Below are 26,511 nucleotides of genomic sequence, written 5' to 3'. Positions count from 1 at the left end.
AGCGCCGGCAACGGCAACGGCGCCGCCGGCAACGCCAGCGGCAGCAACGCCAGCGGCAGCGCCGGCGGCGGGCATCGCCGCGCGCGCCGCCGCAGCCACAAGCCGCAGCAGGGCCCGGGGCAGCCCAAGGGACAGGGCCCTGACGGGGGCAAGGGAGGAGCCGAGTAAATGAACACCAGCTACGCGCTTACGACGGACCTGTACCAGATCACCATGGCCCAGGGCTATTGGGACGCGGACCGCGGCGGCGAAGAGGCGTGCTTCACCATGTACTTCCGCGACTACCCCTTCAAGGGGGGCTTCGCGGTGGCGTGCGGCACCGCGCAGCTCGCCGAGCTCATCGAGGGCTACCGCTTCGAGGAGCGCGACATCGCCTACCTGCGCACGCTCGAGGCCCCGGGCGGCGGGCCGCTCTTCAGCGAGGGCTTCCTCTCCTACCTGGCCGACCTGCGCCTCACCTGCGACGTCGACGCGGTGCGCGAGGGCACCATCGTGTTCCCCCACGAGCCCATCGTGCGGGTGACCGGCCCCATCATGCAGTGCCAGCTCCTTGAGACGGCCCTTCTGAACTGCGTGAACTTCCAGACGCTCATCGCCACCAAGGCCGCGCGCGTCTGCCGCGCCGCCGACGGGCGCCCCGTGGCCGAGTTCGGGTTGCGCCGCGCGCAGGGCATAGGCGGCCTGTGGGCGAGCCGCGCGGCGGTCGTCGGCGGCTGCGCGTCCACCTCGAACGTCGACGCGGGGCGCCTGTTCGACATCCCCGTGTCGGGCACGCACGCCCACTCGTGGGTGATGTCGTTCCCCGACGAGCTCACGGCGTTCCGCGAGTACGCGCGCATCTTCCCGAGGAACTGCGTGCTCCTAGTCGACTCCTACGACGTCGAGCAGGGCATCCGCAACGCCATCACCGTGGGCCTCGAGATGCGCGAGCGCGGCGAGCGCCTCGCGGGCATCCGCATCGACTCGGGCGACCTGGCGTGGCTCGCGAAGATGGCGCGGCGCATGCTCGACGAGGCGGGGCTTTCCGACTGCGGCATCGTGCTGTCGAACGACCTGGACGAGCACACCATCAAGTCCATCCTCGACGAGGGCGCGCCGGTGTCGTCGTGGGGCGTGGGCACCAAGCTCGCGACCGCGTACGACCAGCCCACGCTCGGCGGCGTGTACAAGCTTTCCGCCGTGCGCGAGCCGGGGCATGACGCCTGGACGCGCCGCCTCAAGATCTCCGAGTCGGCGGCCAAGCTCACCATGCCGGGCGTGCTCGACGTGCGCCGCTACTACCACGCCAACGGCAAGATCGCCGGCGACATGGTGTTCGACGTCACGTGCGAGGTCGACCCGCGCGAGGTGATCGTCGACCCCGTTGACGACCTGCGCCAGAAGAAGCTCGCGGGCCTGCGCTTCGAGACGCTGCTGCGCCCGCTCGCGCGCGCGGGCCAGGTGGTGCTCGAGCCCGAGGACCGCTCGGCCATGCAGGCGCGCTCGCGCGCGCAGGCCGGCCTCGCCACGCTCGACGAGAGCCAGCTGCGCATGCTCAACCCGCACACCTATCCCGTGGGGCTTGAGTACGGATTGCACGAGCGTCGCCGCGAGCTCGTCGCCGAGCTGCGTGGTATCGTATAGCAAGACGCTTGCCGACGAGGTGAGCGCATGAGGGGAACGGGGGAGCTGTGGTAAAGATCGTCACGGATTCGGTCGCGTCGATTCCCGCCGAGGTGGCGCGCGCGAAGGGCATCGAGGTGGTGTCGATGTTCGTGCACCACAAGGGGCGCGAGTACGTCGACGCCGAGATGGACGTCGATGAGTTCTACCGGGGCATCCACGCCATGGTCGACGACATCCCCACGTCAAGCCAGCCGTCCCAGCAGGTGCTCGAGGACGTGTTCGGGCGCGCCGCCCAGGCGGGCGACGCAGTCCTCGGCGTGTTCATGTCATCGCGCATGTCGGGCACGTTCGAGGGCGCGGTGCGCGTGGCGCGCAGCGTGAAGGCGCGGCACAGGGAGTTCGAGTGCAAGGTCATCGACTCCACGTCGAACAGCTACGACGAGGCGTTCTCCGTGTTCGACGCCGTCGACGTGCGCGACGCGGGGGGAAGCCTCGAGGAGTGCGCGCACGCGGTGGTCAAGGCGTGCGCCTCGTCGCGCTTCCTGTTCACGCCGGCCACACTGGCTTTTTTGAAGGCGGGCGGGCGCATCGGCGGCGCGGCGGCGCTTCTGGGCAACCTCATCCAGCTCGCGCCCGTGCTCACGGTGTCCGAGGCCGAGGCCACCACGTTCGCCAAGGTGCGCACGCGCAAGAAGGCGCTCGACCGCATGCTGAGGGCGTTCCGGGAGGACGTCGAGGCGCACGGGCTCAAGCGCGTGGTGGTGCACTACATCGGCGAGGCGGCGCCGGCGCTCACGTGGGCGCGCGAGGCCGTGGAGCCCTACCTGGGCCGCGCCGTGGAGGTGCTGCCGGTGAGCCCCGTCATCGGGTGCCACGTGGGGCCCGCCGTGGGCCTCGCCTACGAGTGCAACGCGCCCCTTGCGGGCAAGTACGCGGGAAACACCGCCGACCTGGTGTTCTCCCTCTGACGAGGCGAGCAGGAGCGGACAGAAGTGGACAGAAGCGAACAGGAGCTTGGAAACATGCCGAAATGCAACCTCATCATCGACTCGTGCTGCGACCTTCCGCCCCAGGTGGTCGACCGCGAGGGGATCTACCTGCTGAAGTTCCCCTACATCCTCGACGGGCAGACCTTCGAGGACGACCTGTTCCAGTCGGTCTCGGCGCCGGAGTTCTACGACGCCATGCGCAAGGGGGCCGAGCCGTCCACCTCGCAGATCTCCATGCCCGTCATCATCGACGCCTTCAACGCCGCCGTCGACAGTGGCATCCCCACGGTGTACCTGGCGTTCACGAGCGGGATGTCGGGCAGCTACGACGTGGCCATGCTCGTGTACGAGCAGGTGCGCGCGGCCCATCCTGACTTCGAGCTCTACGTGGTGGACACGCGCCTGGCGTCGGTGGCCGAGGGCCTGTTCGTCTACGAGGCCGTCAACCAGCGCGAGAAGGGGCTCTCCGCCGCCGAGCTGGCGAGCTGGGCCGAGGAGGCGCGCTGCTTCATCAACGAGGAGTTCATGGTGGAGGACCTCGAGGCGCTGCGCCGCGGCGGGCGCATCCCGGGGTCGGTGGCCGTGGCGGGCTCGGCGCTCGACGTGAAGCCGCTGCTCAACATCGACGCCGACGGCAAGCTGGCGCTCGTGGGCGTGGCGCGCGGGCGCAAGAAGGGCATCAAGCAGCTGGCCGAGTACTTCCAGAAGAACGCGGCGGACAACGGGCCGAGCCGGTACGTGGCCATCGGGCACGCCGACTGCCCGAAGGACGCGCAGCGCCTGAAAGACGCGCTTCTGAAGGTCGACGAGAACATCATGTTCCTGGAGTGCAACATCGGCCCGGTCATCGGCAGCCATGTGGGCCCTGGCATGCTGGCCGTGGTGTTCTGGGGACGGGACAAGCGCGAGAACCTGTCGGTTGCCGACCGCATCGCGCGCCGCGTGAAGGGGGGCAACTAGATCATGGCTCAGTCGTACGCTTACCGCGGGAGCGAGGGCCTCATCGACGCGATGGCGGGGCGCCTTGAGGCTGCGGGGCTTGCGCGCGCTTCCGAGGTGGCCGCCGCCGACGTGGTCATCACGTTCTGCACGAGCCAGGGCGCGCTTGAGGACCTCTACTTCGGCGAAGGGGGCGTCATCCAGTCGGCGATGCCCGGCGCGCTGCTCATCGACTTGAGCGCCACCACGCCGAGCTTCGCGCGCGAGATGAGCGCCGTGGCCACGGTGAGCGACCTCGCGCTGGTCGAGGCGCCGCTCGTGGTGGCCGACGTGGCCGCCGCCGACGCGCTCTCACGCGAGAACGCCGCGTGCTTCGCGGCGGGCGAGGCCGACGCGGTCACGCGGGCGCGGCCCGTGCTCGAGGCGCTGTTCGGGCAGGTGAGCGAGGAAGGCGCGCCGGGGTCGGCCCAGCTCGCGCGCGCGGCGTACACGCTGCAGCTCGCGGCGCAGGTCATCGGCGCCGTCGAGGCCGACGCGCTCTTCCGCGCGACGCGCCGCAGCGTCTCGTGCGGCAACGCGGGGGAGGGCGAGCGCCCGGGCGGCGCGTCGCCTGCGGCGGCCCAGGTGCTCGAGGCGGTGGCCGCCGAGCGCTTCACGGGCGCCTACAACGCCGAGATGCTCATGTCCGCGCTGTCCGCGGCCATCATGGCGGCCGACGACGTGGAGCTCATCCTGCCGCAGGCCGAGGCTGCGCTGCACCTGCTCGAGCTTCTGGCCGTGGTGGGCGGCGCCGACAAGTCGCCCGCGGCGCTGTCGCTCGTGTACGGTGACGAGTCCGAGTGTGCCAAGCACGGCTTGGACTGGACGCGCGCCGAGGAGGTCTACGGCGCGGGCAAGCACGACGGCGAGGACGACTACGCCTTCGAGGACGACGGCTGCGGCTGCGGGCACGACCACGAGCACCGCTACGACGACTACGAGGGCTACGACCTCGACGACCCCTACGGCACCTTCTCCAACAACTGAGGCGCGAGGGGGCGCGGACGTCTCATGGGCTCCTTCGATGACGCCGGACCGGGCGCCTGCGTCGGCGCCCGCAGCGCGGCTGCCGCCCTCGGCGACGATACCCTGGGCGCCCGCAGCGTGGCTGCCGCCTTTGACGAGGGCGACCTCAACCCCTCCGCGTGCGACCTGTGCCCGCGGGCATGCGGCGCGAACCGCGCGGCGGGAGAGCGGGGCGCGTGCGGCGCGGGCGCGGAGGTGCTCGTGGCGCGCGCGGCGCTGCACCTGTGGGAGGAGCCTCCCATCAGCGGCGACGACGGCAGCGGGACCATCTTCTTCGCACACTGCCCGCTGCGCTGCGACTACTGCCAGAACGCGATGATCGCGCACGGCGCCCTCGGCGCGCCCGCGCGCGTGCCCGACCTGGCCGCGATGTGCCTCGACCTCGAGCAGCAGGGCGCGCTCAACGTGAACTTCGTCACGCCCACGCACTACGCCCCCCATGCGCGCGCGGCGGTGCGCCTGGCCCGCGCACGCGGCCTGGCCCTTCCCATCGTGTGGAACACGAGCGGGTACGAGACCGTGCGCGCCATCCGCGACAACGCGAACGCGGTGGACGTGTACCTCACCGACTTCAAGTACGCTGACGCGGCCCTCGGCGCGCGCTACTCGCACGTGCCCGACTACCCCGCGCGCGCGACGGAGGCGCTCGACGCCATGGTGCGCGCCGTGGGCGCGCCGACATATGACGAGTACCGCGGGCAGGAGCGCATGACGCGCGGCGTGGTGGTGCGCCACCTCATCCTGCCGGGGCACCTGGACGACTCCAAGCGCGTGGTGCAGACGGTGCACGAGCGCTACGGCGCCGACGTGCGCCTCTCCATCATGAACCAGTACACGCCCGTGGTGGCGACGGCCGCGCAGGCGGGCGACGCGCGGGCGCGCCGCGTGCTCGCGCGCTGCCCCGAGCTGGCGTGCCGCGTGCCCGACGAGGAGTACGAGGAGCTGCTCGACTTCGCCGACGTCCTCGGTGTGCCTGACTATTTCTGGCAGGAGGGCGGCGCCTGCGAGGAGAGCTTCATCCCGGAGTTCTCCGGCACGGGCGCCTAGGCTTCCGCGACGGCATTTCCCGAGCAGCTTGCGACCGCCTCTCCCGAGCGGCCCGCGACAGCTTTCCCTGAGCAGCCTGCGACCACCTCCCCCGCACATCTTCCGAGCCTCCCTTCCCCTTGACAGGCGAATGTCCGTTCGATATTATAGCAAACAAACATTCGCAAGAACAGATGTTTCATCATTCAGGAGGCCAGGCTCATGGACGTCGCCGACAAGCTCGAGATCCTCGCCGACGCGGCCAAGTACGACGTGGCCTGCACCTCCTCGGGCGTCGACCGCGCGGGGAAGAAGGGACGGCTCGGCGCGGCGTCGTCAGCGGGCTGCTGCCACAGCTTCACCGCCGACGGCCGCTGCATCACGCTGCTCAAGGTGCTCATGACCAACGTGTGCGTGTTCGACTGCGCCTACTGCTCGAGCCGCGCGAGCAACGAGGGGGTGGTGCGCACGTGCTTCAAGCCGCGCGAGCTGGCCGACCTCACCATCGGGTTCTACCGCCGCAACTACATCGAGGGGCTGTTCCTCAGCTCGGGCGTCATGCGCAACCCCGATTTCACCTCCGAGCTCATGATCCAGACGCTCGAGATACTGCGGGGCGAGTACGGCTTTCGCGGGTACATCCACGCCAAGGCGGTGCCGGGCACCTCGCCTGAGCTCATCGCCCGCCTCGGGCATCTGGCCGACCGCATGTCGGTGAACCTCGAGCTGCCCTCGAGCGAGAGCCTTGCGCTGCTCGCCCCGCAGAAGTCGAAGCGCGCCATCTTGGCTCCCATGCGGCAGATCAGCGAGTCCATCGCGGAGGACGCCGAGTCACGCGCGCTCGTGCGGCGGCGCACCACCGTGTACATGGCGAGCAGCCGCCCGCGCGCGGCGGCGCGCGCCTTCGTGCCCGCCGGGCAGTCAACCCAGATGATCATCGGCGCCTCGCCCGAGAGCGACTACCAGATCCTGAGCCTGTCGGCCGCGCTCTACCGCTCGCTCTCGCTCAAGCGTGTGTTCTTCAGCGCGTATCTGCCCGTGAACGAAGACGCGCGGCTTCCCTCCGCCGACGCCGTCCAGCTCAACCGCGAGCACCGCCTCTACCAGGCCGACTGGCTCATGCGCTTCTACGGGTTCGAGGTGGGCGAGGTGATCGACGAGGAGCATCCGTTCCTCGCCACCGACGTGGACCCGAAGGCGAACTGGGCCCTGAACAACCTGGACTTGTTCCCCGTCGAGGTGAACACCGCGCCGTTCGAGACGCTCCTGCGCGTGCCGGGCATCGGCGTGCGCGGCGCCAAGCTCATCGTGCGCGCACGCCGTCAGTCGACGCTGCGAGAGGACGAGCTGCGCCGCCTCGGCGTGGCCTACAAGCGCGCTCGCTACTTCATCACGTGCAACGGCACGTACGCGGGCGCCGGCGTCGAGTTCTCGCGCGAGTCGCTGCACGCGGCGCTTGCGGCCCCCATCCAGGGCGGGCGGCACGGCAGGCGCGCCGACAGGGCGCTTCCCGGCCAGATGAGCTTGTTCGACTCCGTGAGCACGCCCGAGAAGGAGCGCGCGCTCGGGCGGGGGCGCGCCGCGCAGGAGCACCGGGCGCTCGCGGGCGCGGTGACGGGCACGGGCATGGTGGCGGGCGCGGCTGCGGCCGGCAGGGCGGGCGGCGGCAGCGGCGCAGGCGTCACCAGGGGAGCGGTCGCGCAGGATCGCCGGGCGCTCGCGGGTGCGCGGCGCGCGAAGCCGACGGTGGAGGCGCTGTTCTGATGCCCGCGCAGCCTGAGGTATACGACGAGGTGGCCTACGTCTACGACGGGACGCTCGAGGGCCTGCTCTCGGCGATCTTCGCGGCCTACGCCAACCATGAGGACCCCTCCGACGTCGTGCGCGAGGGCGTCATGCAGCCGCGGCTGGCGCAGCGCCTAGCGCGCATCGAGACGGACGTCTCGCACGCCGACCGCGTGCGCCGCGGGCTGTGCCGGGCATGCGGGCACCAGGCGTTCGGCGCCGTGAAGAAGGCGGCGCTCTCCGCGCGCGAGGACGCGGGAACCGCCGCGTACCGCTTCGTCCGCTACGCCATGGACAGCCAGAAGAAGCGCGACTGCGCGCGCTGCCGCAAGCGCGCGACGTGCTCGGGCGCGCAGGGGAGGGGACCGTGCCCCAGGCAGCGCGGGCGCGCCCTGTCCGACGTCACGCACCCGGCGGTCGAGCCGCTGTTCAGGATAGCGCGCGCGGTTGACCAGGAGTGCGAGCACATGCGCCAGTTCATCCGCTTCGAGCACCTCAGGTCGGACGAGGCGGACGTGTGGTTCGCGCGCTGCAACCCGCGCGACAGCGTGGTCCCGCTGGTCATGGGGCACTTCGTCGAGCGCTTCAGCATACAGCCCTTCATCATCTACGACGAGAACCACCACCTCGCCGGCGTCTTCGACGGGAGCACGTGGTACCTCGTCCGCACCGACGACCCCGCCACGTCGCTGCTCGAGCTTCCCGGCCATGCGGCCGACGAGGCGGCGATGCAGCAGGCGTGGAAGCGCTTCTACCGCACGGTGGCCGTGGAGTCGCGCTACAACCCCGAGCTCCGCCGGCACTTCATGCCCAAGCGCTTCTGGAGGAACCTCACCGAGATGCAGGAGGACCCCCAAGCCCTCGCCGTAAGCGCGCGCCGCTGAGGCGCCTCGGGGGAAGCCCTCGCCGCAGAAAGACGCGAAACGGTAAGGGAAGTTTAGCGTTTAGATGGCAAAAATATGAGGGATATGCGCGCGGCCGTGCCACGTTCGTCACCCGCGCAAGCGTCGAGGCGCGCATCGCCGAGCGTCCGAAGGCGGGAAGGCCGCGCAAGGAGATAGCGAGGGCATGAGAAGCGCTCAGGGAAGGCCCTCGCGCAAAAAAGCGGGCCGCCTCGGGCGACCCGCTTCGCTTCCTGGAGCCGGTGACAGGAATCGAACCCGCAACCCACTGATTACAAAATCACTCGGTTCTTCACAACTGCTTGCTATAATCAAACCATCCGTCGGGGTTGTTTCGGACGTAAGCCCAAGGGAGCCATTTTGGCTAGCACGAGGCACCCGACTGACCTTCTTTCCACATTGTTTTAATCCCGAGCTTTCTTTTGCCGCGCTGAATGGTCACGAGGTACACATTTGCGCCGATGCCTTTTTCAGAAGGAACTTCTTGTTGCCCAATTTGTCTGTATCGATGTGCTCGCACGAATCAAAATCATTCAAGACCAATGGAATGCAGGCAAAATCCTTTGGCTTGATGTTGCTTTGCCCACGCTGCTCCTCATTGTCTCCATGCTTGCGCTTGATGTGTCGAATATCGCTGTCTGTGATAAAGACAGATTCCAGTTTCTCCGGCAAGTGCTCACTCATGAATGCAACCAGCTTTTCGCTGATGCCAATGCCTATGTTGATCTTCACATCGCTACCGTTCCAGACACTTTCGGCGGCCCCGACAAGCAACGAGGATTCGGGGTATACGCTATTAGGTAAACTATCTGTCACCTTTTCTCCTCGCTTTCAACAATGAGTCGAATATCCCATTCCACAATAGCCACAGCTTCGAATATAACAAGGCTTTAGCTGGCTTTCCCAATATTCCTAACAGCTGCGCTCGAGGCCATCTACGAGTATCGCGCTTAGAACATGGCACTTGGACGAAACTGCTTTACTTCGCTCTTGCCGAGAAGCAAGAGGGCCCGGCGTCTTCGCGACGCCGGGCCCTCGATCAACTGGTGGAGGCGCGGAGAATCGAACTCCGGTCCATACTAAATTGTCCGCAAGGCGCTACAAGCTTAGTCGACGATCGGGTTTAGGAGCGCGTCTGCTCGTCGACCAGCGTCGACGCCCCGAGCCGGTTCAGTCTTTCCCGCGAGCCATACCGGCTACGTGCCGCGGGGCATTCCCCTCAGATGATGCCTTGCCCGCATCGGGGAACATGCGGGTTCGGCAGCCAAGCGCGATTAAGCAGCCATGGCGAGCGCCGGAGCGCTGTAAGTGTTCTTCTTGCCAATTAACTTGACGTTACCCCTGTTTAACGTGGCGAGGAGACCACGACCTGCTCCTCACTTCGAACTTACCATGTCGAAACCAGTCGCCCCCGAAATGCGCGCGAGGCGCGAAACCGAGGAATCAGGGAATTATATCACTTCTTCTTGAGGAAGTCGAAGCCGGACGCTATGTCGTCGAACGCGCTCTTGAGCTCCGTGACCACGGCCACGCCGTCCTTGTAGACGGCGTTCATGTCGGCCGTGGCGTCGGCGACTCCCTCGCGCGTGATGCCGAGGTCGTACTCGTCGAGGGCCTTCGAGGGCTGCGGGACCTCGCCGGGCTTTCCTTCGGCGCCCTCGCCCTCCTCGCCTTCGCCTTCGGCGTAGTAGTATTCCTGCTCCTCGCCGTTCTCGTCGAGGACCACGAACCCGATCTCGTTGTCGTCCTCGTCGACGAGGTAGGCGTAGATGTCGTCCTCTCCTACCTCGAGCTCGATGATCTCCTCGTCAGCCATGGCGGGCTCCTATCTGCTGCGTTCCTTCAACGCGCGGTCGATCTCGCGCCTGGTGTCGCGCTCCTTCATGCTGGCGCGCTTGTCGTAGAGCTTCTTGCCGCGTGCGAGCGCGAGCTCCACCTTCACCAGGCCGTTGTCCTTGAAGTACATCTTGAGCGGGACGAGGGCGAGGCCCTTCTCGCTCACCTTCTCGGACAGGTAGCGGATCTGGCGCTTGTGCATGAGCAGCTTGCGCTTGCGGTCGGGGTCGGCGTTGTTGATGTTGCCCTGCGCGAACGGGGGGATGTGCACGTTGTTCAGCCACACCTCTCCTCCGCGGATGAGCGCGAAGCAGTCGGTGAGCTGGCAGCCGTTGTCACGCAGCGAGCGCACCTCGCAGCCGACGAGCTCGATGCCCGCCTCGAACGTCTCGATCACCTCGTACTCGTGCAGCGCGCGGCGGTTCTTGGCGATGGTGGTGTCCTGCTTCTTCTTCATGGGCGCCTTCATGCCTGGGAAGGCTCGCCGGAGGCGGTGGCGTCGCCGGCAGCTGCGGCGTCGCCGGAGGCGGCTGCCTTGCCGGCGTCCGCGGCGTCGCCCGCCACGTCGTCGAGCGTCTCGGGCGCGCCCGCGTGGCGCACCGGCGCGGCGATGCCCGGCACGAAGCAGGCGTCCTCGTCGAGGTCGAGCGCGAAGCGCGTGATGAGGCGCACCGTGTTCTCGAGGTCCTTGAGCGCGATGACCTCGGTGGGCGTGTGCATGTAGCGCAGCGGCACCGAGACGAGGCCCGTGGGGATGCCCGCGCGCGTGACCTGGATGGCGCGCGCGTCGGTGCCCGTGACGGAGGGCTCGGCCTCGAGCTGGTACGGGATGCCCTCGGCCTCGGCGGCGGCCACCAAGCGCTCGAACACGAGCGGGTTGATGTTGGGGCCGCGCGCGATCACCGGGCCGTCGCCGCAGGTGATCTTGCCGTACTTCGTCTTGTCGATGCCGGGGTAGTCGGTGGCGTGCGTGACGTCGAACGCGAGCGCCACGTCGGGGTTCACGCCGAAGGCGCTCGTCATGGCGCCGCGCGTGCCGATCTCCTCCTGCACGGTGGCCGCGGCGACGAAGGTGCCGCGGGGGCGCCCTGCGCGCGCGAGGCTCTCCATGACGCGGCAGGCGACCCACACGCCGCACTTGTCGTCGAAGGCGCGCGAGACGGCCATGCCCTTCCCGAAGCGCTCGAAGCCCACGCCGAAGGTGATGACGTCGCCCACGCGCACCGTCTCCTGCACGTCCTTCGCCGGGAGGCCCAGGTCGATCACGAGCTTCGAGAGCGGGGTCACGCTCTTGCGCTCGTCGGCCTCGATGAGGTGGATGGGCTTGCGGCCCACGACGCCGCGCAGGGTCCCCGCGTGCGTGTGCACGTCGACGCGCATGCCCGGCAGGATGGCCGCGTCCACGCCGCCGACGGCAGCCACGGACAGGAAGCCCTCGTCGCTGACGTAGGTGACCATGAGGCCGATCTCGTCCATGTGGGCCGCCAGCATGAGCGTGGGCGCGCACCCCGCGCCCTCGAGCACGGCGTGCACCGAGCCCATGGTGTTGGTCTGGACCTCGTCGGCCACGTCCGCGAGGCGCTCGCGCACGAGCTGCGCCACCGGCTCCTCGGCGCCCGTCGGCGAGGGCGTCTCCACGAGGGCCTTCAGGAACTTCACGTTCTTTTTCTTCATGCCTGTCTCCTTCACGGCGGGCGCCTACCAGTATTCCCGCTTGACCTTGCGCTTGCGCTCGGGCTTCGGCGCGCGGAAGTCCAGCTCGAGCTGGCCGTCGTTGTGCGTCTCGGTCGCGCGCTTGCGCTCCACCTTGTCGATCGTCCACGACACCGCGTCCGACCCGAATATCTCGAGCATGCGCACGCGCGCGTCGTGCATGTTGGCCTTGGTGCCCATGCGCGCCCCGCTGGCGAACTCGAAGAGCCCCTTGGCGCGCTTGGCCGAGGCGTTGGGGGATCGGTAGTGGGCGATGTAGGTCTGCATGGGGCGTGCGCGTCCTTTCGAGAAATTGTTCGCCGCCCATCTTAGCACGACCCGGCAAGCGCGCGGCTCAGTCGTAGTATTATGGAGGGCATTGGTAAGGGGAGGCGCGCTCGCGGCTCCCGACGAGGTGAGGAGGGTTCCTTGGAGGCCTACAAGCAGGAGTTTATCGAGTTCATGGTGGAGAGCGACGTGCTCAAGTTCGGCGAGTTCACGCTGAAGAGCGGCCGCAAGTCCCCCTTCTTCATGAATGCCGGCGCCTACGTCACGGGGGACCAGCTCCACCGCCTGGGCCTGTACTACGCGCAGGCCATCAACGACAACTTCGGGCTCGACTTCGACGTGGTGTTCGGGCCGGCCTACAAGGGCATCCCCCTGTCGGTCATCACGGCCATGGGCATCCACGAGCTCTACGGGCGCGAGGTGCGCTACTGCTCCAACCGCAAGGAGGCGAAGGACCACGGCGCCGACGCGGGCAACCTGCTCGGAGCCGACCTGCGTGACGGCGACCGCGTGATCATCGTGGAGGACGTGACCACCTCGGGCAAGTCCATCGACGAGACGTACCCCATCCTGAAGGCCGCCGCCGACGTGGAGGTGAAGGGCCTCATCGTGTCGCTCAACCGCATGGAGGTGGGCAAGGGCGGCGTGGTCACCGCGCAGCAGGAGGTGCAGGAGAAGTACGGCTTCCCCGTGGCCTCCATCGTGAGCATGGCCGAGGTGTGCGAGCTTCTGCACAACCGCGAGGTCGGCGGGCGCGTGGTGATCGACGACGCCGTGAAGGCCGCGCTCGACGCCTACTACGAGCAGTACGGCGCGAAGGCGTAAGGGCGCCGGGCGCGGGTTGCGCGGGTCGCGGGCTGCTGACGCGGGTCGCGGGTGTGGGCAGCGTCAGGCGCGGGAGCGAGCACGGCGCCAGGTGGCGCCGGGCACGAGGTCGGGCGCGGGCGCCGAGGGCTTCCCTAAACGTGCCCGTTGACGTACAATACGCAGGCGCGCCGTTTGGGCGTGACTTCGCCGGTGTGGCTCAACGGTAGAGCAACTGATTTGTAATCAGTGGGTTGCGGGTTCGATTCCTGTCACCGGCTCCAGAAAGCGAAGCGGGTCGCCCGAGGCGGCCCGCTTTTTTGCGCGAGGGCCTTCCCTGAAGCGTCTCTTGCTTTACAACGGGCTCGTGATTCGCGCACTCAGGGGGCGGGAAGCGTGCTAGAATACGGGCAGGTGGTCACCGACGCAACCGGCTGGCTACCTCACATTGCCCTATTCAATGTGCAGAGGAGCCGCTCTCGCTGCTAGGTGGGGGCGGCTATTCTTTTTGAGCGGTTGATGGAAACGAGAGGCACTTGGTAAAATGCTGATCTAGGAAATCTGTCAGTAGCACACAGAAAACCTGTATGAAGGCCGCTTTGTGGGACAGCAAGGTGGCCTTTTTGCAAGATAATATCAGGAATATATATAAGGCTAAGTGATAGATGGAGCAGAATACGCCTATTGGCAACATAGGATTCGTTGAGAGCATCGAGGCGATGTACCCAGCGAGTGTGCTAAAAACCCTCCTGATCGACCGCACAACTGGCAAGAACATCATTTGGGCAGACGATGAATACGAAGCCTTAGGCGAGCAATACTTAAGTCACAACGAGATAACCATTCCCAAAATCAGCGGCACGAACAGTGGCGTTATCAAGCCTCGCATTGCCAAGGCCTTGGAAAAGCAAAGCCAGCGCACCAAGACGCACGCGGAGGTGTTCACGCCCGCTTGGCTGGTTAACCAGATGAACGGATACATGGACGATGACTGGTTCGGCCGCGAGGGCGTTTTCAGTACATGCGAAGGCCGCTGCTGGCGGGTTAGCGCCAATAGCATCAGTTTCGATAACGCGCCAGGCACCTGGAAGGACTTCGTTGATCAGCGACGCCTTGAGATCACCTGCGGAGAAGCGCCATTCATAACCACTCGCTATGACATGCTGACGGGCGAAGCCATAGCCGTGGTGGACAGAGTAGGTTTTTTGGATCGCAAGTTGCGCATTGTAACGGAGAATGCGACCGACTATGACGAGTGGCTGAAATGGGCGTATCGCGCGTTTGAAGCCACCTATGGATACGAGTACCAAGGAGACAACCTGCTGATAGCCCGCATCAACGTGCTTCAGGCGTTCGCTGAAGCGCTGCAGCATGCTTGGGGCAAGCTCCCAAGCGAGAAAGAAGCCTTGCGGGCTGCCAAGATAATAAGCTGGAATATTTGGCAGATGGATGGGCTTAGAGGCACGGTGCCTAGTGACAAGCCTGTCGGAGATCAGTTTCAGATGAGCGTATTTGATTTCCTGGAAGAAGAGAAAGACGCACAGGCGCAGTTTTGCGTGATCTATGACTGGCGGGCGAAGAAGCAGCAGACGTACGTTTCGACGAAGACAAGGAAGGCGGCTGGCATGAAGATGTTCTACGGCGTAATTGGTAACCCGCCTTATCAGGAAATGGATGGCGGTTATGAGGCATCTGCTACTCCTACATATCATTCGTTCGCCGAAGAGGCGATGAAAGTAAGTGACCGAGTGGAGTTGGTTACCCCATCCCGTTGGTTTTCTGGGGGAAAGGGGCTTGACGAATTTCGCGCGAAAATGCTATCCGAGCATCATGTAAGGGACATCGTCGACTTTCCCCGACTTTACGAACCCTTTCCTAACGTTAAGATTCGCGGTGGAGTCTCTTTCTTCCTCTGGGACAGCCAGTATGAAGGTCCCTGCAGGATTCAAACTATGGAGGGAGGAAAGCCCTCAGGGCCATCGGCGACTCGCGACCTGGATGAATTCGACGTGCTCATTAGACGAAACGAGGCGGTCCCTATAGTGCGAAAGGTAGTTGCTTTAGGTGAACCTTCGTTGAGTGAAAGGGTATCGCCACGCAAGCCTTTTGGGTTACAAACCAATTTCCATGGCGCAGAGACGCCTGAGGGCATTCGCGATCCTGTCAAGTTGTACGAATCCCAACGAATCGGCTATGTTGAGCGTTCTGATATACCGCTCGGGCAAGAGCATATAGATAAGTGGAAAGTTTTCATGAATGCCGTATCGGGCACTAGCGCATCAGTAGACAAGATGTTCCTTTCGAGACCGAAGGTTGTGGCGCCCGGGACGGCTTGTACAGAGACGTATGTAATAGCTGGTGTTTTTGATGCCCGGGAGGAGGCGGAAAGCCTCGCAAGCTATATTCGAACGCGATTCTTCCGTTTTCTTGTCTCGTTGCGCAAAGCCGCCCAGCATGCCACGCGAAAGGTATACGCGTTCGTTCCGGAGCAACCCTACGATCATATTTATAGCGACCAGCAGCTCTATAAGAAATACGGTCTCTCCGATGAAGAGATCAAGTTCATCGAGACCCACGTCAAGGAGATGTCGTAGATGAAGCCCGCAGAGAAACATGGCTCTTCGTTGTCGGAGCGAAAAGCCTTGGAACATGCTGAGCTCGACGGGCTCTATTCACAAGTTCGCGGCATTCTTGAAGAGGCGCGCGCCCGAACCTACCATGCTGTCAACTTTGAAATGGTGAAGGCTTACTGGGAAGTTGGCAAAAGCATAGTTGAGGCTCAGGGCGGGGAAGAGCGGTCTACGTACGGACGAGAGCTTGTAAAGGAGCTTTCCGCTCGCCTTACTCGTGACTACGGAAAAGGCTTCGATCCGACGAATTTGTGGCATATGCGTAACTTCTACCTTGCTTTTCCGATTCTCGACGCGCTGCGTCCACAATTGAGCTGGACGCATTATCGCCAGCTTATAAAAGTCAAAGATGCGAACAAGCGACTGTGGTACATGAATGAATGTGTCGACTCTAATTGGTCAACACGTCAGCTTGAACGTCAGATCAACAGCTTCTATTACGAACGGCTTTTAGCAACGCAAGAGAGCAAACGGCCGGAAGTTATAGCGGAGGTCTTCGAAAAGGAACCCCCGAAGCGCCCGGAAGACATCATCCGTGACCCTTACGTGCTGGAGTTCCTTGGCATAAATCAAGATGCTCAATTTCGCGAAAGCGAGCTCGAGCAGGCACTCATCGGTAATTTGCAGGAATTCCTGTTGGAATTGGGACGCGGCTTCGCGTTTGTTGCCCGCCAAAAGCACATCGACCTTGACGGCGACCATTTCTACATCGATCTTGTGTTCTACAACTATCTGTTGAACTGCTTCGTTCTGATCGATCTCAAGACTGGCAAACTCACTCATCAAGACATAGGGCAGATGGATACCTACGTCCGTCTGTATAACAAATTTCAGCGAGGGTCGAATGATAATCCCACGATAGGCATTGTGCTTTGTTCGGAGAAAAACGAAACAGTAGCGCGATACTCCCTATTGGCAGATGACAAGAACATCTTCGCCTCCAAATACGAGACGACAATCCCGAAGCCCGAAGAGCTAGAGGCGTACATACAGGAAGAACGCCGTAGGTTCGAAGAAAGGCAGCAGGACGAATGACGTATGACGTTTCCGGTCTCATAAAAAGTACATCGCGGGCGATCCCGCAGATATACGCCTACACCACGCCCGAGATAGCGGCACACGACGGCTGGACGAAGATCGGCTACACCGAACAAGACGTCGATACTCGCATCAAGCAGCAGACCCACACGGCTGATATATCTTGGCATAAGGAATGGCAAGGCAACGCCATTTACGAAGATGGCACGGGTGACACATTCACAGATCATGACTTCCACGCTTACCTTCGCAAATTGGGATACAAGGACAAGCCTGGAACCGAGTGGTTCTGCGTCAGCGGTAAGGAATCCCATGGGCGCTTCATTGACTTCCGCATAAAGCGCGGCGAGATACCGCTACCGGAGGCTGTGCCCTACCAATTGCGCGCCGAGCAAAAGCAAGCCGTTGCGGAAGCGCTTGATTACTCGCGTCTGCACGAGCGCGCTGAGTTCCTTTGGAACGCTAAGCCAAGGTTCGGCAAGACGCTTACCGCCTACGACCTTTGCAAGCAGATGGATGCCAAGACCGTGCTGATCGTTACCAACCGGCCCGCGATCGCCAACAGCTGGTATGAGGATTACGTGCGCTTCCTCGGCGAACAGAGCGGGTACTGCTTCATCAGCGAGGCTACCTCTCTGGCGAAGAAGCCGCACGTGATGACGCAGCAGGAGTTCATGGCCATGCGTCGCAATGATCGAAACTCTTGTAACAAGTTTATCGCCTTCGTGAGCCTGCAAGACCTTAAAGGATCCCTCTATTTCGGTGGCGACTACGACAAGTACAAGTGGCTGACCGAGATTCACGGCGGATGGGATGTGTTGATCATCGACGAGGCGCATGAGGGCGTTGACACGTATCTGACGGACGTTGCCTTTGACCATATCGACCGCAAGTTCACGCTGCACCTTTCGGGCACACCCTTCAAGGCGCTCGCCAACGACAAGTTCCCTCAGAATGCCATCTATAACTGGACATACGCCGACGAGCAGAAGGCGAAAGAGGCGTGGCCTGATGATGCCGAGCTGCCAAACCCCTACGCAAACCTGCCTCGCCTCAACATGTTCACCTACAAGATGAGCGACATCATGGAGGAGAAGGTCGCCGTCGGGGCGGACATCGACGGGAAGTCGGTCGAGTACGCCTTCGACCTGAACGAGTTCTTCGCCACCACCGCGGCGGGCAATTTCATCCACAACGATGACGTTGACCGCTTCCTGGAGGCTTTGACCGCCCAGCTGAAGTTTCCCTTCAGTACGCCGGAGCTGAGAAGTGAGTTGAAACACACGCTGTGGATGTTGAACTTCGTTGATTCGGCGCGCGCCTTGGCGAAGAAGCTGCGCAAGCACCCCGTATTCGGCGAGTACGAGATTGTGCTCGCTGCGGGAGATGGCAAGATCGACAACGATGACGAGCGAGCCAAGAGCTTCGACAAAGTGCGGTCGGCTATAGCCACGCACGAGAAGACGATCACTCTTTCGGTCGGACAGCTGACCACGGGTGTCACAATTCCCGAGTGGACAGCCGTGCTGATGCTTTCCAACATGAAGAGCCCCGCTCTTTACATGCAGGCGGCTTTCCGCGCGCAGAACCCGTGTTTGTTCTACGATAACGGCAAGTACTTGCGCAAGGAGAACGCTTATGTGTTCGACTTCGATCCAGCCCGCACGCTGACCATCTTCGAACAGTTCGCCAATGACCTGTATTCGGATACCTCCGGCGCGCGCGGCGATTTGGACACGCGAAAGGCGCACATCAAGGAACTGCTGAACTTCTTCCCCGTCATTGGCGAGGACGAAGACGGGCAGATGGTGGAGCTTGATGCTGCGCAGGTGCTTTCGGTGCCGCGCAAGATACGGAGCACCGAGGTGGTGCGGCGCGGCTTCATGAGCGATTTTCTGTTCCAGAACATATCGAACGTATTTCGTGCGCCTGCGGCGGTGGTGGAGCTCATACAGAACTTCGAGCCTTGCAAGGCACCCAACAACAATCTGGACATTACACCTGAAACCGCCGACGAGCTTTCACTTGACGAGAACGGAGACGTGAACATTCCGCAGGAGGTTGCCATCGGGCTTGCGAGCGATTTGTTCGGAGATAAGGTCTACGGCAAGGTGGAACAGGAGCTGCAGGGTTCCATCGAATATTGGGTGATTAAGATGGAGGACGAGCGCAGCACCGACGAGGACGAGCTGATACGCGGGCTTTCCAAGGCATTCGTACATGACGTTACCGAGCCTTTGGTGGAAGCAGCAAAGCAGAGCTACAGAAGCGAGCTCAAGAGCGCCCAGCAGAAGCGCATCGAACGCAAGATAAAGGCAGATGCCGACATGACGCTCAACCGTGAGGTCGGCGACTACAAGATCCAGCGCAGTATCATCGAGAAATCGCGTACGGATGCTCTTGCCGAGGCCGAGACTGACGAGGCAATGGACGCCATAAACGCCGAGCATGACGAACGTATGCGTGAGGTCGCAGACAGGCTGCGCAGACGGTTGGAGGCGAGCAGGCCCGTGCTGGTGGAGAGTGCGGGTGCAACCATCGTGCGCGAGGTTGAGACCGCCAAGAAGGAGGCTGCCAAGCGCGACATAGAGACGGGCATACGCGATCATCTGCGCGGGTTTTCCCGCACGATCCCCAGCTTCCTTATGGCTTACGGCGATAAGGGCACTACGCTTGCGAACTTCGACATCATCATCCCACCCGATGTGTTCAAAGGGGTCACGTCCATCACGGTTGACGAGTTTCGCTTTCTGCGCGACGGCGGCCCCTACGAGGAAGACGGCGAAATCAAGCACTTCGACGGCAACCTGTTCGACCCGGTGGTTTTCGATGATTCCGTGCAGGAGTTCATTGCGCTGCGCACGAGGTTGGCTGACTACTTCGACGAGGGCCAGACCGAAGACATTTTCGACTACGTGCCGCCGCAGAAGACGAACCAGATCTATACGCCGAAGCGCGTGGTGAAGCAGATGGTGGACCTGTTCGAGCAGGAGAATCCCGGCTGCTTCGACGACCCTACGCATACCTTTGCCGACCTGTACATGAAGTCAGGGCTGTACATTACCGAGATCGTTACGCGGCTATACAACTCCGAGAGGATGCGCGAGTTGTTCCCCGACGATGACGAGCGGCTTAAGCATATTCTTTCCAAGCAGGTGTTCGGCATAGCCCCAACAGAGATCATCTACCAGATTGCGACGCACTTCATCTTGGGATATGACGGAGAGCACGGGCAGTGGCTTGACAGCAATTTCGTGTGTGCCGACTCGGCCGCCCTGGCCAAGGAAGGCAAGCTCGCGGAGTTTGTTGAGAAGACTTTTGGCGGGAAGATGTGACTTTTTAAAATATGGGCTTCAGGACAATGGTATAGCATGCAGCTGAAGTAAACAGAGGGAGGAGTGAGATGTCCGAGAGGACATGTTCAGTAGATCTTAAAGGGCGTAGTCGCATCCCTCCCAGGCGGCGTAGATGACGGAATTTGCGTCGGTTTGCCGAGCGTATGCAACGGAGGGAAAGTTAAGGGAAGTTTAAGCCCGCGATTCGCTACAATGATACCGATATTAATTCGAGGTCGAGAGCGATTCTATGGCAAAGCACGCAGCAGGCAAACACACAGCTCCTGAGCAGAGCGCCCCTTCGGTCGAGCAGCCTCTCCCAGGCGGCATGGCCCCGGCGTTCTCCCTGGAGGAGAACGACGAGAAGCGCAAGCGCAAGGGGCTCAAGGTATTCGGCATCACCATGGGCGTGCTCGTGGCGCTGCTCGTGGCGGCCTACGCCGCGGGCGTCGTCGTGTTCTCGGGGCGGTTCTTCCCGAACACGTACGTGGCTGACGTGGACATCTCGCTCAAGACGCCCGAAGAGGTGCACGCCGTGCTCGACGACCTGGTCGGCGACTACAGCTTCCGCGTGGTGGGCCAGGGCCTCGACATGACGTTCACCTCGCAGGAAGCCGGCATGACGCTCGACGCCGAGAAGATCACCGAGAGCATGATGGCCGACGTGAACGCATGGGCGTGGCCCGTCGAGGTGCTCTCCGCGCATGACGAGACGGAGTCGCTCGTCGCCTCGTACGGCTCTACCGCGCTCGCTGACGCCGTGAACGCCGAGGTCGCGAAGGTGAACGAAGGCGCCGTGCTCCCCACGGACGCCACCATCGCCTTCGACGCCGAGAAGGGCACCTTCGCCATCGTGCCCGAGGTGGCGGGGACGGCCCTCGACGCCGAGAAGGTGATCGAGGCCATCACCGAAGGCGCCATGCAGCTCGAGCCGAAGATCACGCTCACGCCCGAGGTGCTGCTCCAGCCCACGGTGTTCAAGGACGACCCGCGCCTGGCTGCGGCGGTCGAGGAGGCCGACGGCATGGTCAAGGCCGACCTCGACCTGTACATGGACGGCAACCTCGTGGCCGAGGTGACCCCGGCGCTCATCGCGTCATGGGTGACGGTGAGCCCTGAGATAACCGTGGTGTTCAACGACGAGGCCTTCACGGCGTGGATCGACCAGATAAGCGCCCAGTGCAACACGGTGGGCAGCGAGCGCTCCTATACGCGCGCCGACGGCAAGGCGGTCACGGTGTCGGGCGGAAGCTACGGCTGGGAGATCGACGGCGACGCGCTACGCACGCTCGTGACCGACGCGGTCCATGCGGGCACGGTGGGCGACATCGACATCCCCGTGCTGCAGAGCGGCAACGGATTCTCCGAGCTCGGCAGCAGGGACTGGGGTGCGCGCTACTGCGACATCGACCTCTCCGAGCAGTACGCGCGCTTCTACGACGACTCGGGCGCCTGCGTGTGGGAGACGGCCGTGGTCACCGGCACGCCCGACGGCAAGCACGGCACGCCTCCCGGCGTGTGGTACATCACGTGGGGCATGGAGAGCCCCTCGATGCTCATCGGCGAGAAGGACCCCAAGACGGGCAAGCCGGAGTACGAGACGCAGGTCTCGTACTGGATGCCGTTCGTGGGCAACGCCATCGGGCTGCATGACGCCACGTGGCAGGCGGCGTTCGGCGGCTCGCGCTACCAGCAGGGCTACGGCAGCCACGGCTGCGTGAACATCTCGCTCGACGCCGCCGCCGCGCTCTACGGCATCATCGAGAAGGGCGACGTGGTAGTGGTTCACTGGTGAGGTCGGCGTACTCGTAGGGCACCACGCTTCCCAGGTCGTCGGGGGCAAGCTCCACTTGGCAGCCGATCCGGCCCCCTGAGAACATGATGCGCTCGAACAGCTGCGCCGTCTCGTCGACGAAGGTGGGGAAGAGCTTCTTCATGCCGATGGGCGAGCACCCGCCGTGGACGTAGCCGGTGAGCGGCAGAAGCTCGCGCGACTTGATCATGTGGACGGCCTTCTCTCCGGCGGCGCTCGCGGCCTTCTTGAGGTCGAGCTCGGCGGCCACGGGGATCATGAACACGTAGAAGCCGCCCGACTTCCCCTGCGTGACGAGCGTCTTGAACACGCGGTCGGGGTCGAGCCCGAGCATCGCGGCCACCTCAACGCCGGAGGGCGCGCCTTCGCAGTCGAACATGCGGAAGTCGTACGCCACGTTCGCCGCGTCGAGGACGCGCATGGCGTTGGTCTTGTGGTCGTGCGCTTGCTTTGCCATGGGTGCCTCCTCGTCATGTGCGGCGTCTTCGCGGCCCGCCCGCCGGTCCTCGTGGCTCGCCTGCCCGCCGGCCTCGCGCGCGGCCTCTCGCCGCGCCGTGCTGATTGTAGCTGACGCGGCTTGGGCGCGCACGTCGCCCGTGGGTTCTTTACGGAGGGCCGCCTGATGCCGCCCGCGTGCGGCGCGAGGGGGTATACTAGCGGCCATGGACACCAACGACGAGATCAGAGGCGCCGCGGCAGCTGAGCCCGCGCGCTACGACAACGCACCCATCGGCATATTCGACTCCGGCTACGGCGGGCTGACCGTGGTGCGCGAGCTCTGCCGCCGCCTCCCGCAGGAGAACGTCATCTTCGTGGGCGACTCGGCGCGCTGTCCCTACGGCCCGCGCGATCTGCGCGAGGTGGACGGCTTCGTGCAGCAGATCTGCTCGTATCTGGTGGGGCGCGGCGTGAAGCTCATCGTGATCGCGTGCAACACGGCTACGGCGGCGGGTCTCGCGCACGCCCAGCGCACGTTCGACGTGCCCATCGTGGGCGTGGTGGAACCCGGCGCGCGCGCGGCGGCGCGCATCACGCGCAACCGCAAGGTGGGCGTGATCGCCACGAAGGGCACGGTCGCCTCGAACGCGTACTCGGAGGCCATCCGGCACCTCGACGCGGGCATCACCGTGTTCTCGACGGCCACGCCGCGGTTCGTGGAGATCGCCGAGCTGGGCATCAAGATGGCCGAGGGCCCGGTGGAGAGCTACATGTCCGAGGCGTCGAAGGTCTACATCCGCCCCGAGTTCGAAAAGATCGCGCGCGAGTACCTGGAGCCGCTGCGGCGCTGCGGCGTCGACACGCTGGTCTTGGGGTGCACGCACTACCCGCTGCTCAAGGCGCTCATCGGCGGCGTCATCGGGCGCGAGGTCACGCTGGTGTCCTCGGCCGAGGAGACGGCGCGCGACGTGCAGCAGCTGCTCAAGCGCCGCGGCGCGCTCGCCCGTCCGGGCAACCAGGCGCAGCGCCTGTTCCTCACCTCGGGAAGCGACGTCGAGGAGTTCGCCCGCTTCGGCGCGCGCGTCCTGTCGAGCCCCGTCGAGCACGTGGGCCACGTTGAGTTCTAAGGGCCGCGCCGCCGGCGCGGGAAGCGAAGAAGGAGCCATCCATGAAGACGGTCGTCATAGCCACGAACAACGCCCACAAGGTCGCCGAGATCACCACGGCGCTCGACTTCGAGGGCTGGGAGTTCAAGACCCTGCGCGAGATGGGCGTCGAGTCCGATCCTGTTGAGGACGCGGACACGTTCGAGGGCAACGCGCGCATCAAGGCGCGCGCGGCGCGCGAGGCATGCGGCGGCGCGGTGGCGGCGCTCGCGGACGACTCGGGGCTCGAGGTTGACGCGCTCGGCGGCGCGCCGGGGGTGTACTCCTCGCGCTATGCGGGCGAGGACGGAAACGACGCGGCCAACAACGCGAAGCTTCTGCGCGAGCTCGACGGCGTGGCGGACGAGGAGCGCACGGCGCGCTTCGCGTGCACGCTCGTGTTCGTCGACGACGACGGCACCGAGCGCGTGGCGCGCGGCACCATCGAGGGCCGGATCGGGTACGAGGAGCGCGGCAGCGAGGGCTTCGGCTACGACCCGCTGTTCTTCCCCGACGAGTTCGCGGGCGCCCTCACGCTGGCCGAGGTGAGCCAGGAGCAGAAGAACGCCATCTCGCACCGCGGCAACGCGCTGCGCGAGCTGAAGTCTCAGCTGGCGTAAGTTCTGCTATAATCACCTTCGCTGCCAAGCAATCGGGATGTGGCGCAGTCTGGTAGCGCGCCTGCTTTGGGAGCAGGATGCCGCAGGTTCGAATCCTGTCATCCCGACCAGTAAACTCGCAGGCCAGAAGCGCATCTCAGCTTCTGGCCTGCTTCTGCTTCCCGGAGTTGCCAGGCTGCGGCATGCTGGCGTGTGAATCATCTCCGCCCTGCTATGCGCTGGCTTGCAGGAACCGCGTGTTCTTCAAGAACTGCGGGCGATTTGGCCGCTCAGTGGAATTATTCGCCGTCTCGTTTTGGCTTTCCGGGATCTTGGGTTATAATCCGTCCTCAGATTGCGGGCGTAGTTCAATGGTAGAACCGGAGCCTTCCAAGCTCCTGACGCGGGTTCGATTCCCGTCGCCCGCTCCATCTTCTCCTTCTCCTTCCTTATCTCTCATCTGGCGTTATGGGGCTTCGGTTTAATCGATGTGTGGTCGTGAGGTTGCTGCTATGATGGGCTGCGTTGCGAAACCGTAACGAGAGAGCAGGTGCATATGACCCACGAAAACACACGACGCACCCCCGTCTTCAGGCGAATCGGGCTCTGCGTGGTAGCTGCCAGCCTGTCGCTGGCGTGCGTTCCCGCGTCATCGGCCTTCGCGGTGAGCGAGGCCGAGCGTGACGCGCTGCAAGCTGAGGCCGACGCGCTGTTCGTGCGCATCGACGCGCTGCAAACCGAGCTCAACCAGGCCAACGTCGACTACGAGAACGCCGTCGTCGCCCACGACGAGGCGGTGGAGGCCATGGACGAGGCGCAGGCGCGCATCGACGCCGCCGAGGCGCGCATCGCCGAGCTGCAGGAGCGCCTGGGCGACCGCGCCAACAGCATGTACAAGACGGGCGGGAGTTCCTCGCTCCTCGACGTGCTCCTCGGCGCCTCCTCCTTCGAGGAGTTCCTCACCAGCTGGGACATGATCGAGCGCATCACGAGCCAGGACGCGGCGCTCGTGCAGGAGACCAAGGACGTGCGCGCCGAAGCTGAGGCCGCGCACGCCGAGTACGCCGAGCAGGAGCGCATCGCCTCCGAGCAGATGCAGAAGTCGCTCGACTTGAAGAACGAGATCGCGAGCACGCAGGCTGCGTTGAAGGTCGAGGCCGACAGCATCACGGCCGAGGTGGCTGAGATGCAGGCCCAGATCGAGCTTCAGGCTGAGGCGGCGCGCCAGGCGGCCGAGGCGGCGGCAGCGGCTGAGGCGGCCCGCCAAGCGCAGATGAGCGCGGCCAACTCGGGCGGCTCGGGTTCCAACAGCTTCGCGGGCGCGTCAGCGGGCTCGTCGGTGGTCGTGGGGTCGGGCACCTTGTCCAACCCGTGCCCGGCGGCGAGCACGTCGAGCGGGTACGGCTGGCGTGCCTTCGACAACTCGTTCCACAAGGGCACCGACATGGCCGCGCCCGAGGGCACGCCCTACTACGCGGCCGAGAGCGGCACCGTGATCTACGCCACCAACGACGGCGGCTACAACGGCGGCGCGGGCAACTGGGTGGTGATCGCGCACGGCAACGGCATGGTGACCAAGTACATGCACTCGAGCGCCGTGTTCGTGTCGCCGGGGCAGACCGTCTCGCGCGGGCAGAACATCGGGCTGGTGGGCAACACGGGCCAGTCGTTCGGCGCGCACCTGCACTTCCAGGTTGAGGTCAACGGCGTGGCGGTGAACCCGCACAACTACTTCTAGCCTGGCGCGGTTCTAGCTGGCGCAGGCCGCCTGGCAAGCTCTGTCGCCGGCGACTTATGGCTGACAGGCGCGGCGTCCCGGACGGGGCGCCGCGTTTTTTGCTGGTCGGAGGCTGGCGCTGAGCTGGGGGCTGCTCTTGGCAGCTGGCGCGTCCTAGCCGACGTGCGTGCGCAGGTACGCGATGATGTCGTCGGACTCGTAGAGCGCCTTGCCGTCGATCACCAGGCACGGCACCTGCTTCTTGCCGCCTATGCGCACGAGGTCGTCTTGGATGCCGGGCTCGAGGGTGTTGCGCAGGTCGAGCGTGATCTTGTTGTCCTCCATGAAGCGGAGGACCTTCACGCAGAAGGGGCAGGACTTCTTGTAGTACAGCTGGTGGTTCTCGAGATAAGCCATGACGGGCTCCGTTTCCCGGGCGCCGCGCGCCCGCTCAACTGCATTCCTATGCTCCTCCCTCAGCATTATCGGACATGCGGGCGCCCCTTTGCGCCGAAAGAACGAATTCCTTACTATCTTGTAAGCCGACGGTTGCTCTATAATACGTTGGCGGCGGCAACGCCGTCATCTGCGCCCATGGCTCAACGGATAGAGCAACGGACTTCTAATCCGTAGGTTGTAGGTTCGATTCCTACTGGGCGCACCAGAGTATTCGCAGGCCAGTGGCTTTTTGCTGCTGGCCTGCTTGCGTTTTGCAGCGAAGAGAAGAACGGCGCGGGGGACATGGAGGGCAACGGGGGCGTAGATAGCTGTCCTTCGCCTGCTTTCGACGCAGCGCGCTGGAGGACAACAGGCCATGTCCCCTTTGTTCCCCAGCCTCAACATAACGGGGCGTTTTTGCGTATGA

At 64.2% G+C, this 26,511-nt stretch carries 22 protein-coding genes, 4 tRNA genes and 1 other RNA gene; 19 read left to right on the top strand and 8 right to left on the bottom strand.

The annotated features are described in order from the left end of the window. The first annotated feature begins 168 nt into the window (after positions 1–168). The 7 genes from HRL41_RS02915 to HRL41_RS02885 all read left to right on the top strand — a co-directional run bounded on the left by HRL41_RS02915 (position 169) and on the right by HRL41_RS02885 (position 8,293). Positions 169–1,623, top strand: a complete 1,455-nt coding sequence (locus HRL41_RS02915; RefSeq protein WP_172135459.1) for a nicotinate phosphoribosyltransferase — start codon at positions 169–171, stop codon at positions 1,621–1,623. A 47-nt stretch (positions 1,624–1,670) separates the two neighbouring features. Further along, positions 1,671–2,573: a DegV family protein gene (locus tag HRL41_RS02910; protein ID WP_165170735.1), complete on the top strand. Its 903-nt coding sequence runs from the start codon at positions 1,671–1,673 to the stop codon at positions 2,571–2,573. A 54-nt stretch (positions 2,574–2,627) separates the two neighbouring features. Next, the gene (locus HRL41_RS02905) at positions 2,628–3,554 is read left to right on the top strand and encodes a DegV family protein (RefSeq protein ID WP_172135458.1); all 927 of its coding nucleotides are present in this window, start codon (positions 2,628–2,630) and stop codon (positions 3,552–3,554) included. Between the two features lie 3 nt (positions 3,555–3,557). After that, positions 3,558–4,559 carry an NAD(P)-binding domain-containing protein gene (locus HRL41_RS02900; RefSeq protein WP_172135457.1) on the top strand — a complete coding sequence of 334 codons (1,002 nt, stop codon included), beginning with the start codon at positions 3,558–3,560 and terminating at the stop codon, positions 4,557–4,559. Between the two features lie 24 nt (positions 4,560–4,583). Next, positions 4,584–5,645 (top strand): radical SAM protein, encoded by a 1,062-nt coding sequence (locus tag HRL41_RS02895; protein WP_253904661.1) that lies wholly within the window; start codon positions 4,584–4,586, stop codon positions 5,643–5,645. A gap of 201 nt (positions 5,646–5,846) precedes the next feature. Next, positions 5,847–7,388 (top strand): putative DNA modification/repair radical SAM protein, encoded by a 1,542-nt coding sequence (locus tag HRL41_RS02890; protein ID WP_172135456.1) that lies wholly within the window; start codon positions 5,847–5,849, stop codon positions 7,386–7,388. After that, positions 7,388–8,293, top strand: coding sequence for a TIGR03915 family putative DNA repair protein (locus HRL41_RS02885; protein WP_172135455.1), 906 nt, complete (start codon positions 7,388–7,390; stop codon positions 8,291–8,293). The genes HRL41_RS02890 and HRL41_RS02885 overlap by 1 nt, the downstream gene beginning before the upstream one ends. Positions 8,294–8,749: 456 nt before the next feature. Here HRL41_RS02885 and HRL41_RS02880 read toward each other — a convergent pair whose 3' ends face one another. From HRL41_RS02880 to HRL41_RS02855, 6 genes are all read right to left on the bottom strand, one after another. After that, complete coding sequence (locus HRL41_RS02880; RefSeq protein ID WP_172135454.1) at positions 8,750–9,127, bottom strand: hypothetical protein; 378 nt, start codon at positions 9,125–9,127, stop codon at positions 8,750–8,752. A gap of 228 nt (positions 9,128–9,355) precedes the next feature. Then, positions 9,356–9,724, bottom strand: a transfer-messenger RNA (tmRNA) gene (ssrA, locus tag HRL41_RS02875). Between the two features lie 43 nt (positions 9,725–9,767). After that, on the bottom strand, positions 9,768–10,127 hold the full coding sequence (locus HRL41_RS02870) for a hypothetical protein (protein WP_172135453.1): 360 nt from the start codon (positions 10,125–10,127) through the stop codon (positions 9,768–9,770). 9 nt (positions 10,128–10,136) lie between these two features. After that, the gene (smpB, locus tag HRL41_RS02865; protein ID WP_216662475.1) at positions 10,137–10,604 is read right to left on the bottom strand and encodes an SsrA-binding protein SmpB; all 468 of its coding nucleotides are present in this window, start codon (positions 10,602–10,604) and stop codon (positions 10,137–10,139) included. Between the two features lie 8 nt (positions 10,605–10,612). Beyond that, positions 10,613–11,821: a M42 family metallopeptidase gene (locus tag HRL41_RS02860; RefSeq protein ID WP_172135451.1), complete on the bottom strand. Its 1,209-nt coding sequence runs from the start codon at positions 11,819–11,821 to the stop codon at positions 10,613–10,615. Positions 11,822–11,845: 24 nt separating this feature from the next. Beyond that, a complete protein-coding gene (locus HRL41_RS02855) occupies positions 11,846–12,127 on the bottom strand; it encodes a hypothetical protein (RefSeq protein WP_172135450.1) in 282 nt (93 codons plus the stop codon). 141 nt (positions 12,128–12,268) lie between these two features. Between HRL41_RS02855 and pyrE the strand changes: the two genes are divergently transcribed. The 6 genes from pyrE to HRL41_RS02825 all read left to right on the top strand — a co-directional run bounded on the left by pyrE (position 12,269) and on the right by HRL41_RS02825 (position 21,729). Further along, on the top strand, positions 12,269–12,952 hold the full coding sequence (pyrE, locus tag HRL41_RS02850; RefSeq protein WP_165050841.1) for an orotate phosphoribosyltransferase: 684 nt from the start codon (positions 12,269–12,271) through the stop codon (positions 12,950–12,952). Between the two features lie 188 nt (positions 12,953–13,140). Then, a tRNA-Thr gene (locus HRL41_RS02845) sits at positions 13,141–13,215 on the top strand. A 381-nt stretch (positions 13,216–13,596) separates the two neighbouring features. Continuing rightward, the gene (locus HRL41_RS02840; RefSeq protein ID WP_216662474.1) at positions 13,597–15,525 is read left to right on the top strand and encodes an Eco57I restriction-modification methylase domain-containing protein; all 1,929 of its coding nucleotides are present in this window, start codon (positions 13,597–13,599) and stop codon (positions 15,523–15,525) included. After that, on the top strand, positions 15,526–16,596 hold the full coding sequence (locus HRL41_RS02835; protein ID WP_172135449.1) for a YhcG family protein: 1,071 nt from the start codon (positions 15,526–15,528) through the stop codon (positions 16,594–16,596). It begins immediately after the preceding gene. Beyond that, complete coding sequence (locus tag HRL41_RS02830) at positions 16,593–19,934, top strand: DEAD/DEAH box helicase family protein (RefSeq protein WP_172135448.1); 3,342 nt, start codon at positions 16,593–16,595, stop codon at positions 19,932–19,934. Before HRL41_RS02835 ends, HRL41_RS02830 begins: the two co-directional genes overlap by 4 nt. Before the next feature lie 250 nt (positions 19,935–20,184). Beyond that, entirely contained in the window at positions 20,185–21,729 is a 1,545-nt protein-coding gene (locus HRL41_RS02825; protein WP_172135447.1) for a L,D-transpeptidase family protein, read from the top strand. On the opposite strand, the gene ybaK is transcribed toward HRL41_RS02825, so the two are convergent. Then, entirely contained in the window at positions 21,692–22,204 is a 513-nt protein-coding gene (ybaK, locus tag HRL41_RS02820; RefSeq protein ID WP_172135446.1) for a Cys-tRNA(Pro) deacylase, read from the bottom strand. The genes HRL41_RS02825 and ybaK overlap by 38 nt on opposite strands. A gap of 205 nt (positions 22,205–22,409) precedes the next feature. Here ybaK and murI point away from each other — a divergent pair, with 205 nt between their 5' ends. The 5 genes from murI to HRL41_RS02795 all read left to right on the top strand — a co-directional run bounded on the left by murI (position 22,410) and on the right by HRL41_RS02795 (position 25,667). After that, positions 22,410–23,312, top strand: a complete 903-nt coding sequence (murI, locus tag HRL41_RS02815; RefSeq protein WP_165170586.1) for a glutamate racemase — start codon at positions 22,410–22,412, stop codon at positions 23,310–23,312. 41 nt (positions 23,313–23,353) lie between these two features. Continuing rightward, on the top strand, positions 23,354–23,950 hold the full coding sequence (gene rdgB / locus HRL41_RS02810) for an RdgB/HAM1 family non-canonical purine NTP pyrophosphatase (protein WP_172135445.1): 597 nt from the start codon (positions 23,354–23,356) through the stop codon (positions 23,948–23,950). A 33-nt stretch (positions 23,951–23,983) separates the two neighbouring features. Further along, positions 23,984–24,060, top strand: a tRNA-Pro gene (locus HRL41_RS02805). A 226-nt stretch (positions 24,061–24,286) separates the two neighbouring features. Further along, positions 24,287–24,360: transfer RNA gene (locus tag HRL41_RS02800), tRNA-Gly, on the top strand. 125 nt (positions 24,361–24,485) lie between these two features. After that, a complete protein-coding gene (locus HRL41_RS02795; RefSeq protein WP_172135444.1) occupies positions 24,486–25,667 on the top strand; it encodes a murein hydrolase activator EnvC in 1,182 nt (393 codons plus the stop codon). 153 nt (positions 25,668–25,820) lie between these two features. Here HRL41_RS02795 and HRL41_RS02790 read toward each other — a convergent pair whose 3' ends face one another. Then, the gene (locus tag HRL41_RS02790; protein WP_172135443.1) at positions 25,821–26,063 is read right to left on the bottom strand and encodes a glutathione S-transferase N-terminal domain-containing protein; all 243 of its coding nucleotides are present in this window, start codon (positions 26,061–26,063) and stop codon (positions 25,821–25,823) included. 171 nt (positions 26,064–26,234) lie between these two features. On the opposite strand from HRL41_RS02790, the gene HRL41_RS02785 reads away from it, so the two are divergent. Beyond that, positions 26,235–26,310, top strand: a tRNA-Arg gene (locus HRL41_RS02785). Positions 26,311–26,511: the final 201 nt, after the last annotated feature.

The organism is Adlercreutzia sp. ZJ473 (assembly GCF_013185065.1).
Lineage (GTDB): Bacteria > Actinomycetota > Coriobacteriia > Coriobacteriales > Eggerthellaceae > CAAEEV01.
Note: the sequence above shows the minus strand (reverse complement) of the source record. Positions and strands in the feature narration are given on the sequence as shown.